Here is a 12,297-nt window from a genome sequence, read left to right on the forward strand (position 1 = left end):
CCGTCAGGGCTTCGACCACCCGGTGGGGGCGATGTTGGAGTTCATGCGGAAGAAGTTGTCGGGGTCGTAGGCGTCCTTGACGGCCCGCAGGCGCCCCAGGCGATCGCCGTAAGCGGCCTGGAGCCCGGCGTCGCCCTCGTCGGAGATGAAGTTGGCGTAGACCCCCTCGGCGTGGGGCCGTAGTGCCTCCCAACCGACCCTCGCCCAGTTCTTGTGGCGCTCGGGGTCGGGGTCGGCCGGGGACCAGCCGATGGTCACGCTCATCTCGAACCCCGGCTCGCGGTCGCCGACGGCCGTGGCCCCGGGCTCGACCCGGCTGACGGCCCCACCGATGGCCCAGCCGTTGATCTGCGAGAAGGGGCTGGTGGCCGCGCCCATGTGGTCGACGAAGATGTCGATCACCTCGTCGTTGAGCGTAGGCAGGCGGTGGGCCTTCCAGTAGTAACACCGGCCGTGGGGCGCCCCGCCGTCGAGCATCGACTGGAGGGCCACATAGGGAGTGGGCCGCACGGCGTCGGCCACGGGCGTGCCCAGCGCCCGCAGGCCGGCCACCTCCTGGGCCCCCTGGGCCGGGTCCCCCGACCATAGGAGGATGAGACCGGTCACGGGCTTGCCCACCCACTCCATGGGCACGAACGGGGCGGGTGGGGCCATGACCAGGCCGACAGTTATGCCCATCTCGTCCGGGGCCTGGGGGGCGTAGTCCCGTACGTAGGACAGGACCTCGGGGGCCTGGTCCAGCGGCCAGAAGATCGGGCCGCCGAGGACCATGGGCCCGACGGGGTGGAGCCGGAACTCCAAGCGGGTGGCTATCCCGAAGTTCCCCCCGCCGCCCCGCAGGCCCCAGAACAGGTCGGGCTCGTGGTCGGCGTCGGCGTGCAGGCGCCGGCCGTCGGCCGTCACGACGTCGGCCGAGACCAGGTTGTCGACCGTGAGACCGTGGTTGCGCATCAGGTGCCCGAGGCCGCCTCCGAGGGTGAGGCCGCCCACGCCCGTATGGCTGATCACTCCTCCCGTGGTCGCCAGCCCGAAGGGCTGGGTGGCCTTGTCGAACTCCGACCACAGCAGGCCCCCGGCCGCGGTGGCCGTGCGTGCGTTGGGGTCGACCTTGACCGCCTTCATGAGCGAGAGGTCGATCATCAGCCCGCCCTCGCACACCGAGTGGCCGGCGATCGAGTGACCGCCGCCCCTGACGGACACGAGCACGTCGTTCTCGCGGGCGAAGCGCACGGCCTCGACCACGTCGTCGGCCCCCGCGCAGCGGGCGATCAGCGCCGGCCGCCGGTTGATGTCGCCGTTCCAGATACGGCGGGCCTCCTCGTAACCCTCCTCCTCGGGGCGCAGCAAGGCCCCCCGAAACCGCGTGCGCAGGCCCGCTACCGCTCCGGCGTCGACAGCCATGAGGCTCCCCTTTCTCGTCCCCATCCGCCGTCATGCCCATCATGCCGGGCCCAGCGTTCCCGGAGCGTTCCCCGCTCAGCCGGGGCCGGCGCCGGGGCTGGGCCTGGGGCTGGGCCTGGGGCCGCCGGGACTGGTCCCGTCGACGACCTCGATGTCGACGGCCCCCAGCACCCGGCCGTTGACCTGGACGTCGATCCGGTGGGGCCCCGGCCAGATCCGGCGTACCGAGACATGCTCGAACCGGTGCCGGCGAACGATGGTCTCGGGTTGGCCGGGAACCAGGCGCCGCCGGGTCAGCTTGAACACCTTGGGGCGGCGGGCCCCGCTCGCTCCTGCGTAGTGCACCCGGTAGTCGATGACGGCGTCGGCCGGGGCGCCGCCCTCCACCACCAGGGTGAACGTGAACGTAACGGCCTGGCCGACGACCACCTCGGACGGGGCCTCCAACCAGACCAGCGCGATGTCAGCGTCGACGCTCACCCCCATCAGGGCCAGCGCCCTCCGGTCCCCGGCCTTGACCATCGAGCGCAGGCCGTGGCGCACGGCCCAGGCCGCCCCCGGGCCCCGCCCCAGCCACCGGCCGGCCAGTTCGAGGGCGAGGTCGGGATGGTCCTTGGAGATGTCGTTGAGGTGGTTGGCCACCGAACGGCGCACGTAGGCCGACGGGTCGTCCACCAGGCGGTCGAGAAGCCCGAGGTTGGGCCCCGGGTCGGCCCGCACGCCCCGCAGCTGGGGCGCCCACGGCAGGCGGGGCCGGGTGCCCTCGGACACCAACCGGCGGACGTGCTCGTCGGGGTCTGTGGCCCACCGGCGCAGGTGCTCGTAGGTGATCTCGGGGTGGCGCTCGATGAACACCCGGATAGGCCCTTCGCTCGACCACCGGGGCGTGAGGCCAGCCAGCAGGGCCAGGGCCAGGGCCGGTTCGTCGGCCCCGGCCCGCGCCACCCAGTACCCGCACGGCAGGGTCATCCACCCGGTCAGCGACTCCGACTCCAGTGCCCGCCACATCACCGAGGCAGCTTCGGCGAAGTCGGTGGGGAGCGAGGCCGCCAGCCGGTCGGCGACCACGTCGACCCGGGCCAGCAGGGCCCGCGGGGCGAGCTGGGCGTCGAGCCCGGCCAGGAAGCTCCCGGTCGGGAACGCGGGCCAGGCCCGCTCCAGTTCGGATGCCAACCGGGCCGCCATGGCGGGCGAGATCTCGTCCTTGAAGTCGGCCATCTACCGGCGGTTCACGGACGGACGGCGGCGTCGAAGATGTCGGCCAGGGCCGACGCGTAAGCGGCCGCGTCGACGGGCTGGTCCCCGAGCAGTTCGGCGGGGACGGCCTCCAGAGCGGCCAGGAGGGTCACGGCCATTGGCCTGGTCGGGAACGGCCCGAGGTCACCGGTCTCCTGGCCTTCCCGGAACATCTGCTCGAGCTCGCCGACGCTCGTGGCCCGCAGGGACTCCAGTTGACCGCTCAGCTCGTCGTCCACGCCCCGCCGGAAGATGTGGCCCAGGGCCAGCACCTCGGTCGTGTGCTCGGCGAAGTAGCGCACCTGGGTCTCGATGAGCCCCCGCAGGACGGCTCGGTAAGAGGGCGCCCCCTCGACCTCGGTGCGGATGGCGTGGTCCATGGAGGCCGTGATGGTCGACACCACGGTGGACATGAGCTCCTGCTTGCCCGCGAAGTGGTAGGAGATCAGGCCCGGGCTGATACCTGCCCGGGCGGCTATCCGGGCGAAGGTGGTCCCCCCGTAGCCTTCCTCGGCCAGGGTCTCGATGGCCGCATCCACGATCTGGCGGCGCCGGGCCTGTTCGATGAACGTCGGCTTGCGACCCTCGCCCCGGTCCCCTCCCGGACCTTCACCCCCGGAACGAACACGGGCCCCGTCGGTCACGCGGCCATGTTCTCAGGCGTCGCGGCGAGAGACGGCCCGGTTGGCCACGGCCAGCAGGCCGACCACCCAGGCGACGACCACGACCGCGGCCGCCAGCGGGTGGAGGTGGAGGGCCGAGGGCTCCAGGTGGCCGATGGCCAGGCTGTCACCGGCCGGGCCGGGCAGCAGGCTCAGCACGTTGCGCTGCCACCACCCGGGGAGCAGCCCCCCGAACATCGACGGCACGAAGATCAGGGCGAGCATCGTCGAGATCGAGGCCGCGGCCGACCGCAGCAGGAAGGTCACGGCCACGCTCAGGACCGGGAACAGCGGTCCAGTGAGGACGAGCACGAGGAGGGCTCGCACGAAGTCGGGGTCCCCCAACCCGGCCGTGGGCAGCCCGTAGGACGCGAACACCGCCTGGCCGCCGAACAGCATGCCTGTCACGGCCACGGCCGACGCCACCCCCACGGCCGCGCCCACCACGATCGCCTTGGCCAGCAGGACGCGCCACCGCTTGGGCACCACCGTGAACGTGAGGCGGATCATGCCCGAGCTGTACTCCGGGGCAACTGACCCGACGCTAGCGGCCACGAAGAAGATGGCCATGAGGAGCGACCCCGACAGCGGGAAGAGCACCGGGTCGAACTGGGCCCGCTCGGCGGCCGGCCAGTCGTCGAAGGTGGCGCCCACCACGGCCGCCAGCACCAGCGAGACCCCGATGCCCAAGACGGTGCCCAGCACCAGGTTCCGCCGCGGCGCCCTGGCCGTGCGCAGCTTGGCCCACTCGGCGGCCACCGCCTCCCGCAGGCCGGGGCCGGTCTCCTGGGCGGCCCGCTCGGGCACCGGCCTGGTAGCCGTGGTGGTCATAGCTGGCTCCCCGGGCCGGCGGCGGCCGCCGCCTGGGCCGGGGCCGCACTGTGGAACTCGACATCGTCGCCCGTCAGCTCGATGAACGTGGCCTCCAGGCTGGCCCGCTGGGGCGTCAGCTCGTGCAGGACTATCCCGGCGGCGGCCGCCACCTCGCCGATGCGGACGTTGTCGACCCCGGCCACGTGGAGGGCGCCGTCGTCCCCGGGGGCGAAGGCCGCCTCGGGACAGGCGGCCCGCACCTGGGCCTCGAGCCGGGCGGGATCGGGCGTGACCACCCGCACGTTGGCTCCTGAACCCAGGGCCATGAACTCAGCCATCGCCATGTCGGCCACCAGACGCCCCCGTCCTATGACCAGCACGTGGTCGGCGGTGGCCTCCATCTCGCTCATGAGGTGGCTGGAGACCATCACCGTGCGCCCCTCGGCAGCCAGGCTGCGCATGAGGTTGCGGGCCCAGCGGATGCCCTCGACATCGAGGCCGTTGACCGGTTCGTCGAACAGCAACACGGGAGGGTCGCCCAGCAGGGCGGTGGCGATCCCCAGCCGCTGGGACATGCCCAGCGAGAACCCGCCGACCTTCTCCCCGGCCACGCCCGCCAGCCCGACCAGCCCGAGCACCTCCTCGACCCGCTCGTGCCCGATCCCGGCGGCGGCCGCCACCCACCGCAGGTGGGCGCGGGCCGTGCGAACCCCGTCGACCGCCTTGGCGTCGAGCAGGGCACCCACCTCGTGCAGCGGCGCCGGCAGGTCACGGTAGGCCCGCCCGGCCACCGACACGGTGCCCGCCGTGGGGCGGTCGAGGCCCAGGACCATGCGCATGGTCGTCGACTTGCCGGCCCCGTTCGGCCCCAGGAAACCGGTCACCGACCCCGGCCGCACCGTGAAGGACAGGTCGTCGACCGCGACCTTGCTCCCGAACCGTTTGGTCAGCCCCTTGGCCTCGATCACGGCGTCACTCCCTGTTAGCCCCAACCAAGACTGATGTTGTCACCAATTCACTGGTTAGTCAACCAGTTTTTCGGGGAGGCAACTAGCTAGTGGGGCCGGTCACCCCGGCGGAGGAGGGCTTTGGCGTCGCGCCAGGCGACAGGCGACCCGAGCCGCACCAGGACCTGTTCGTAGATGCGCCCGGCTAGCTTCCACACCACGACGATGGTCCTGGCCAGCAGGGACGAGATCCACCACGACATCGACGGCCGACGCCGCCCCCGCGGCCATGCGCACGGGCATCGGGTCTCCGGGCTAGACGCGCCAAGGGTGGCAAGGAATCCGGCGACTGAGGTGTGAATAGCCGCTAGCAGACACCGGTGGCCTCCATGCCCACCAGGGTGACCCCACGCTCGACCAGCCAGTCCGACAGCGCCAGCAACCGGGAGGTGGTGGTGCCGAACTCCGCCACCTCCTCCCGGCGGCCGCTGGCACCGTCGGGTACCCGGGGACAGGCCATCACCGTGTCGCGGGTGCACGTCCAAGAACGCGCAGCGCTCGACCACCACGTTCATCCCCGGCGACTACGCCGAGCTGGCCCGCTCCCACGGCGTCGTGCTCTCCGTCGGCCGCAAGGGCGAGTGCTGGGACAATGCCGTTGCCGAGAGCTTCTTCGCCACCATCAAGCGTGAGCTCATCGACACGCGCCCATGGCCGACGCGCGAAGGGTTGCGCAGCGCGATCTTCGACTACATCGAGGGCTGGTTCAACACCCATCGCCTCCACAGCTCCCTCGGCTACCGGAGCCCGGCCCAGTACGAAGCGACTATCTCTTATGCTTCGTACAAGCATGGGCTATGCACCAATTGGTGCGCCAGTTCGGAGTGCGAAGGCGAATAGGCGTCGCACTTGTTGTCCGAGGCCATGTTAGGTAGAGGAGAGGATCTTGTGTACCAGCAGCAATACGGGCTGAAATGGACGATCGCTGCCTTGACCGCGGCGATTGTCATCGTGGGTGATGTCTCCGCAGTCTTGTACAAGCACAACGAGCGAGGTGAGGCGAACTTCGTCTTCTTCGGGTTCCTGGTAGCGATGCTCATGCCGACTGTCATCTTCGCCTTCGGCATCCGACAAGCGCGGTCCGTCTACGTGTACGGCTCGCTGCTCTTTGGACTGACGGCAGCGGCGTGGCTCCCCGTCTTCGTCACTGGCGGCTCCCTGGCTTTCTACGTCCCCTTGGCATGGCTGGTGACGCTGGTCACCTCGCTGATCGGAGCCTCGCGAGACCGGCAGGAGTCGCTGTCCCCTTGACCGGATACCCGGAGGACTCACCCCCAGTCGGCGTCTAATGCTCCCAACTCGGCAACGGCTTACCGCCTGCGAATCCCCCAGCGGCGGTCGCGTGCTGCTGCGTCGGCAGTAGCCGGGTGGGTGCAGTCGACCCGGGCGGGCCCGGGGCGGGGAGCGTGCCGGGCTCGGCCGTGACGGTGAAGTCCCGCATCGACGGAACCTCTCCAGCTCAAGCTCGGGGCCGGCCTCCGGGTGTCCTATCTACTCACGCGAGCTCCTGGAAGAAGTAGAAGGCCCGCTCGTCCGAACCCTGCTCGCTCATGCGGAACCCGTGCCTGCGGTAGAACCTCTGGGTGTCGGTGTCGCCCTCGTCCACGTTGATCTCGACGAGGTCGACCCCCCGGCGGCGGCACGTCGACATCAGCAGGCCCATCACCGCCGACCCGATCCCCTGGTCGCGCAGGCGGGGGACCACATAGAGCTCGTCGAGGAGCGCGACACGGCCCCCGTACCAGACGTTGGGACGCAGCGTCACCAGGGCGACGGCCGCCGCCGGGCGGCCGGCCAGCAGGGCGAACACCTCGTCGCCGGCTAACAGGCGGCGCAGCCGGCCCTCGAGGACAACGGCCCCGGGCGACGGCGTGTCGAACTCGACGTTGAAGTCGTGGAGCAGGCGGGCGACCTCAGCGGCGTCGTCGGGCGTCGCCAGCCGCGGCTCGTACCCGGGGTCCACGGGTGGCGAGCGTAGCGAGCGGCCGTGCCCGTCAGGGATCGGGCGACGCCAGCTCGGGCTCAGGCTGGCGGCGTGAGAAGTGGTGGCTGGTGGCCGAGTGGTGGTCGCGGCCGTCGTGGTCGCACGGGCTGGTGTGGATGGTCGCTCGTGAGAGCTTGGGCAGGGCGTGGAGCAGCCGGTGGTGAGCCTCCTCGGCGATGGCGTGGCCCTGGGCGATCGTCAGCTCGCAGTCGGACACGACCTCGACCTCCGCCCGCAGTTCGTGGCCCACCCACCGCACCGAGACCCGCTCGACGGCCTCGACGCCGTCCACCTGGGCGACGACTTCTTCTATCTGGTCGACCAGTTCGGGGTCGACGCTGTCCATGAGCCGCCGGTAGATGTCCCGGGCCGCCGACCGCAGGACGAACAGGATGGCCACGGTGATGGCCAGCCCCACGAGCGGGTCGGCGATCTCCCAGCCGGCGGCCACGCCCACCGCCCCGAAGACGACGGCCAGCGAGGTGAGCCCGTCGGCACGGGCGTGCAGGCCGTCAGCCACCAGAGCGGCCGAGCCGATCTCACGGCCCACCCGGATCCGGTAGAGGGCGACCAGTTCGTTGCCGATGAACCCGATCACACCGGCGGCTATCACCCAGCCGATGTTGCGGACCTCCTGGGGGTCGAAGAGACGGCGCACGGCCTCCCACCCGGCCACGGCCGCCGACAGAGCGATCATGGCCACGATGAATATGCCGGCCAGGTCCTCGGCCCGCCCGTAGCCGTACGTGTAGCGCTTGGTGGGCTTGCGCCGCCCGATCCAGAAGGCGATCCCCAGGGGCACGGCCGTCAGGGCGTCGGAGAAGTTGTGGACCGTGTCGGCGAACAAGGCGACCGACCCACTGATGATCACGATGAACACCTGGAGGACGGCCGTGACCGCCAGCCCGATCAATGAGATGGCTAGCGCCCGCATCCCCTTGCGGCTGTCCTGCAGGGCCCGGTCGACCGAGTCGGCGGCGTCGTGGCTGTGAGGCGTGTAAAGCCCCTTCAGCCACCCCCACAACCCACTCGGGTGATCGTGGTCGTGCTCGCCGTGGTCGTGCTCGCCGTGGTCGTGCTCGTGTTCGCGGCTGGCGCCCATGTCAGGCCCTGCGCCGGGCCGGTTGGTCGGCTCGGTGATGGGCGGCGCCACCGGCGACGTGATCGGCGTGGAACAGCGCTTCTTCGGCCAAGCGCCCGACGTGGTCGCTGTCTACGAGGTAGTAGATCCGGTTGCCGTCCCGGCGGGTCTTGACGAGGTTGGCCAGCCGCAGCTTGGCCAGGTGCTGGGACAGCCCCGAGGGCGGGACTCCCAGGTGCTCGGCCAGTGCCCCCACGGAGTGCTCGCCGTGGAGGAGTAACCATACGACCCGCAGACGGGTCGGGTCGGCCAGCAGCTTCAGGGTGGCGATGGCCGCCTCCACCTCGGCTTCCGTCGGTTCTTGCTCTATATGCGTATCCACGTACATAGTCTAGTACGCGAAACGTGCAAACCTGCGCGGGAATCGTGGGCGTTTCGCCCACGGTTCCCGCGCAGGTTTCGTGGGGGTTGCCGCCCTAACCACTAACCGGCCTGGACGTAGGCGGCCAGGTGCTGGCCCGTGAGGGTCGCGCGGGAGGCGACCAGGTCGGCGGGGGGGCCCTCGAACACGACCCGGCCGCCGTCGTGGCCCGCGCCGGGGCCCAGGTCGATGATCCAATCGGCATGGGCCATGACGGCCAGGTGGTGCTCGACGACGATCACCGACTTGCCCGAATCCACCAGCCGGTCGAGCAGGCGCAGCAGTTGGGCGACATCGGCGAGGTGGAGACCGGTGGTCGGCTCGTCGAGGACGTACACGCCGCCCTTGTCGGCCATGTGGGTAGCCAGCTTCAGCCGCTGGCGCTCGCCGCCCGACAGGGTGGTCAGCGGCTGGCCGATCGTCAGGTAGCCGAGGCCGACCTCGGCCAGTCGGCCGAGGACGGCGTGGGCCGCGGGCACACGGGCCTCGCCACCCCCGAAGAAGTCCTCGGCCTCGGCCACCGCCATGGCCAGGACCTCGCTGATGTCCCGCCCGCCCAGGCGGTACTCCAGCACCGCCGGTTGGAACCGCTTCCCCTCGCAGTCCTCGCAGGTCGTGGCCACGCCCGCCATCATGGCCAGGTCCGTGTAGACCACCCCGGCGCCGTTGCAGCCGGGACAGGCGCCCTCGGAGTTGGCGCTGAACAGTGCGGGCTTCACGCCGTTGGCCTTGGCGAACGCCTTGCGGATGGGTTCGAGCAGCCCCGTGTAGGTGGCCGGGTTGCTGCGCCGTGAGCCCCGGATGGCCGTCTGGTCGACCGACACCACACCCGCACCGGCCGGGACCGAGCCGTGCACGAGCGAGCTCTTGCCCGACCCGGCCACGCCCGTCACCACGACCAATGCCCCGAGCGGGATGTCGACGTCGACGGCCCGCAGGTTGTTGGTCGTCGCCCCCCGGACCTCCAGCGCCCCCGTAGGCGTCCGCACCGTCTTCTTGAGCGCGGCCCGGTCACCGAGGTGGCGGCCGGTGGTGGTCCCGCTCAACCGCAGTCCCTCCACCGTGCCTTCGAAGCAGACGGTGCCGCCGGCCGCGCCGGCGCCCGGGCCCAGGTCGACCACGTGGTCCGCCACCGAGATCGTCTCGGGTTCGTGCTCGACCACCAGCACGGTGTTGCCCTTGTCCCGCAGCCTCAGCAGCAGGTCGTTCATCCGTTGCACGTCGTGGGGGTGAAGACCGGCGGTGGGCTCGTCGAACACGTAGGTCACGTCGGTGAGCGACGACCCGAGGTGGCGGATCATCTTCGTGCGCTGGGCCTCGCCGCCCGACAACGTGCCCGAAGGCCGGTCCAGGGACAGGTAACCGAGCCCGATCTCCACGAACGACTCGAGGGTGTGCCGCAGCGCGGACAGCAGCGGCGCCACCGACGGTTCGTCGAGGCCCCTCACCCACTTGGCCAGGTCGCTGATCTGCAGGGCGCAGGCATCGGCGATGCTCACCCCACCGACCTTGGAGGACCGGGCTGCCTCGCTCAGCCGGGTCCCGCCGCACTCGGGGCAGGTGGTGAACGTGACGGCCCGCTCCACGAAGGCGCGGATGTGCGGCTGCAGCGCTTCCTTGTCCTTGGACAGGAACGACTTCTGGACCTTGGGGATCAGGCCCTCGTAGGTCAGGTTCACGCCCTCGACCTTGACCTTGGTCGGCTCCCGGTAGAGGAAGTCGTGCATCTCCCTCTTGGTGAACTTGCCGATGGGCTTGTTCGGGTCGAGGAAGCCGGACTCGGCGTAGATGCGCACTGTCCACCAGCTGTCGGACTTCCACCCCGGGATCGTGAACGCGCCCTCCGCGATCGACTTCGAGTCGTCGTAGAGCTGCGTGAGGTCGATGTCGGTGACGTTGCCCATGCCTTCGCAGCGCGGGCACATGCCCCCGAGGCGGGTGAACGTGGCCTTCTCGGTCTTCGTCTTGGCTGCTCCACGTTCTACGGTGATCGACCCGCTGGCCCGTACCGAAGGGACGTTGAACGAGTATGCGTTGGGTGGGCCGATCTGGGGCTGGCCGAGCCGGCTGAACAGGATGCGCAGCATGGCGTTGGCGTCGGTGGCCGTCCCCACCGTGGACCGGGCGTTGGCCCCCATGCGCTCCTGGTCCACGATGATCGCCGTGGTCAGCCCTTCCAGGACGTCCACCTCGGGGCGGGCCAGCGTAGGCATGAAACCCTGCACGAACGCGCTGTAGGTCTCGTTGATGAGCCGCTGGGACTCGGCCGCGATCGTCCCGAAGACCAGCGAGCTCTTGCCCGATCCCGACACCCCGGTGAACACCGTCAGGCGGCGCTTGGGTATCTCCACGCTGACGTCTCGAAGGTTGTTCTCCCTGGCCCCGTGGACGCGGATCAGGTCGTGGCTGTCGGCCAGGTGCGCCACGGTCTACGCGTTCTCGCCGAACCAGCGGCGGCGGCGGACGGCCGCGAACTCGCGTTTCTCCTCGGCCCCCTCGGCCGACGGGGGCACGAAGCGTGCGGTGGGCGCCGGTCCGGACAGGAAGTCGACGTCGACCTTGCCGATGGTGTCGTCGCCCATCTCGATGTAGCAGGTGGCCGCGCCCCCGAACGGCCCCGGCGCGGGACCGCCCCGGATGCGGCTGATCAGCAGGTCGGCGACCGTCGAGGCCTCGCCCTCGGCCATGGCCCCGGCCCGCGGGACGGGCGCGTTGGTCACGTCCCCGACGGCGAAGACATCGGGGAACCGGGTGGCCATCGTCCGGGGGTCGACGGGCACCCAGCCGTCCTCGGTCAGGCCCGAGGCGACGACCACCTCGGGCGCCCGGTGGACCGGCACCCCGAGGAAGAGGTCGAAGGGCAGCTCCCCTCCGTCCTCCAGGTAGGCGACGTTGGTCTCGGGGTCGAGCCTCGTGACCCGGGCGGAGTGGGAGTGCCTGATCCCCCGCTCGTCGAGCAGCCCGATGATGGCCGCGGACGTCTCGTCAGAGATGGGCACCGGCTTGGGCATGGGCGTCACGAGGTGGACCGTGCTGGCCTCGCGCAGCCCGCGCCGGCTCAGGTAGTCGTGGAGCATGAACGCCGCCTCGTAGGGTGCGGGCGGGCACTTGAACACCTTGCCGAGCACGGCGATCACCACGTTGCCGCCGGCGAAGCTCGACAACGCCTCGCCCGCCCGAGCGGCCCCGTCCGGCGAGTAGAACTCCTGGCCGCACTCGACGAGGCCGGGCGTGGCCGCCGGGTCGAGGTCGGCCCCCAGGGCGATGACGAGGACCTCGGCGTCATAGCTTCCCGTACTGGTGGTCACCGTCTTGCCCACGGGGTCGATGGCAAGCACCGTCTCTTGGTGGAACCTCACGCCCGGCGTGGCCATGGCCCTGTAGGGGATCTGCACGTCGTCGATCGTCCGGCCACCGAACATGACGTCGAGCTTCGAGAAGCCGAAGATGAAGCCCTCCCGCTGGTCGATGAGCGTCACCTCGACGTCGCCGCCCAGTTCCGTGGCCAGCCGGGTCGACAGCTCCAGGCCGCCGAAACCGGCGCCGAGGACCACGACGCGAACGGGCTCCGCCGAGGGGTTGGTCTGCATGCTCCACCTGTCCGGGGTACGCCGTAACGGGACTCGCCGAGCCTACATGGGGGCCCGCCTAGGTGAACCTCGCCGGTCGTGCCCGGGCACCCGATGGGGTGA

13 protein-coding genes and 1 pseudogene are annotated in these 12,297 nt (G+C 70.7%); 2 read left to right on the plus strand and 12 right to left on the minus strand.

Annotated elements, in window-relative coordinates; translation table 11 throughout:
* Positions 1–3 precede the first annotated feature (3 nt).
* From AB1673_11080 to AB1673_11110, 7 genes are all read right to left on the minus strand, one after another.
* Positions 4–1,401, minus strand: coding sequence for an FAD-binding oxidoreductase (locus AB1673_11080; protein ID MEW6154514.1), 1,398 nt, complete (start codon positions 1,399–1,401; stop codon positions 4–6).
* Between the two features lie 75 nt (positions 1,402–1,476).
* A complete protein-coding gene (locus tag AB1673_11085) occupies positions 1,477–2,619 on the minus strand; it encodes a DNA alkylation repair protein (protein MEW6154515.1) in 1,143 nt (380 codons plus the stop codon).
* An 11-nt stretch (positions 2,620–2,630) separates the two neighbouring features.
* Positions 2,631–3,281, minus strand: coding sequence for a TetR/AcrR family transcriptional regulator (locus AB1673_11090; GenBank protein MEW6154516.1), 651 nt, complete (start codon positions 3,279–3,281; stop codon positions 2,631–2,633).
* A gap of 12 nt (positions 3,282–3,293) precedes the next feature.
* Entirely contained in the window at positions 3,294–4,130 is an 837-nt protein-coding gene (locus tag AB1673_11095; GenBank protein ID MEW6154517.1) for an ABC transporter permease subunit, read from the minus strand.
* Positions 4,127–5,080 (minus strand): ATP-binding cassette domain-containing protein, encoded by a 954-nt coding sequence (locus tag AB1673_11100; GenBank protein MEW6154518.1) that lies wholly within the window; start codon positions 5,078–5,080, stop codon positions 4,127–4,129. The genes AB1673_11095 and AB1673_11100 overlap by 4 nt, the downstream gene beginning before the upstream one ends.
* 86 nt (positions 5,081–5,166) lie before the next feature.
* On the minus strand, positions 5,167–5,322 hold the full coding sequence (locus AB1673_11105; protein MEW6154519.1) for a hypothetical protein: 156 nt from the start codon (positions 5,320–5,322) through the stop codon (positions 5,167–5,169).
* A gap of 104 nt (positions 5,323–5,426) precedes the next feature.
* Complete coding sequence (locus tag AB1673_11110) at positions 5,427–5,582, minus strand: hypothetical protein (protein MEW6154520.1); 156 nt, start codon at positions 5,580–5,582, stop codon at positions 5,427–5,429.
* 83 nt (positions 5,583–5,665) lie between these two features.
* Here AB1673_11110 and AB1673_11115 point away from each other — a divergent pair.
* Together AB1673_11115 and AB1673_11120 are read left to right on the plus strand one after the other, a co-directional pair.
* Positions 5,666–5,887, plus strand: a pseudogene (locus AB1673_11115) (integrase core domain-containing protein).
* Positions 5,888–6,007: 120 nt separating this feature from the next.
* A complete protein-coding gene (locus AB1673_11120; GenBank protein MEW6154521.1) occupies positions 6,008–6,370 on the plus strand; it encodes a hypothetical protein in 363 nt (120 codons plus the stop codon).
* A 244-nt stretch (positions 6,371–6,614) separates the two neighbouring features.
* Here AB1673_11120 and AB1673_11125 read toward each other — a convergent pair whose 3' ends face one another.
* From AB1673_11125 to AB1673_11145, 5 genes are all read right to left on the minus strand, one after another.
* A complete protein-coding gene (locus AB1673_11125) occupies positions 6,615–7,082 on the minus strand; it encodes a GNAT family N-acetyltransferase (GenBank protein MEW6154522.1) in 468 nt (155 codons plus the stop codon).
* A gap of 31 nt (positions 7,083–7,113) precedes the next feature.
* Complete coding sequence (locus AB1673_11130; protein ID MEW6154523.1) at positions 7,114–8,205, minus strand: cation diffusion facilitator family transporter; 1,092 nt, start codon at positions 8,203–8,205, stop codon at positions 7,114–7,116.
* 1 nt (position 8,206) lies between these two features.
* Positions 8,207–8,566: a metalloregulator ArsR/SmtB family transcription factor gene (locus tag AB1673_11135; protein MEW6154524.1), complete on the minus strand. Its 360-nt coding sequence runs from the start codon at positions 8,564–8,566 to the stop codon at positions 8,207–8,209.
* Between the two features lie 101 nt (positions 8,567–8,667).
* The gene (locus AB1673_11140; protein MEW6154525.1) at positions 8,668–11,031 is read right to left on the minus strand and encodes an excinuclease ABC subunit UvrA; all 2,364 of its coding nucleotides are present in this window, start codon (positions 11,029–11,031) and stop codon (positions 8,668–8,670) included.
* A 3-nt stretch (positions 11,032–11,034) separates the two neighbouring features.
* Positions 11,035–12,195 carry an FAD-dependent oxidoreductase gene (locus tag AB1673_11145; protein MEW6154526.1) on the minus strand — a complete coding sequence of 387 codons (1,161 nt, stop codon included), beginning with the start codon at positions 12,193–12,195 and terminating at the stop codon, positions 11,035–11,037.
* Positions 12,196–12,297: the final 102 nt, after the last annotated feature.

The sequence above is a fragment of the Actinomycetota bacterium genome, from assembly GCA_040754375.1.
Lineage (GTDB): Bacteria > Actinomycetota > Acidimicrobiia > Acidimicrobiales > AC-14 > JBFMCT01.

Excerpts from the sequence above, each read along its gene's own strand:
- AB1673_11105 (MEW6154519.1), bottom strand. The coding sequence starts at position 5,322 with ATGTCGTGGTGGATCTCGTCCCTGCTGGCCAGGACCATCGTCGTGGTG.
- AB1673_11080 (MEW6154514.1), bottom strand. The coding sequence starts at position 1,401 with ATGGCTGTCGACGCCGGAGCGGTAGCGGGCCTGCGCACGCGGTTTCGG.
- AB1673_11130 (MEW6154523.1), bottom strand. The coding sequence starts at position 8,205 with ATGGGCGCCAGCCGCGAACACGAGCACGACCACGGCGAGCACGACCAC.
- AB1673_11085 (MEW6154515.1), bottom strand. The coding sequence starts at position 2,619 with ATGGCCGACTTCAAGGACGAGATCTCGCCCGCCATGGCGGCCCGGTTG.
- AB1673_11145 (MEW6154526.1), bottom strand. The coding sequence starts at position 12,195 with ATGCAGACCAACCCCTCGGCGGAGCCCGTTCGCGTCGTGGTCCTCGGC.
- AB1673_11095 (MEW6154517.1), bottom strand. The coding sequence starts at position 4,130 with ATGACCACCACGGCTACCAGGCCGGTGCCCGAGCGGGCCGCCCAGGAG.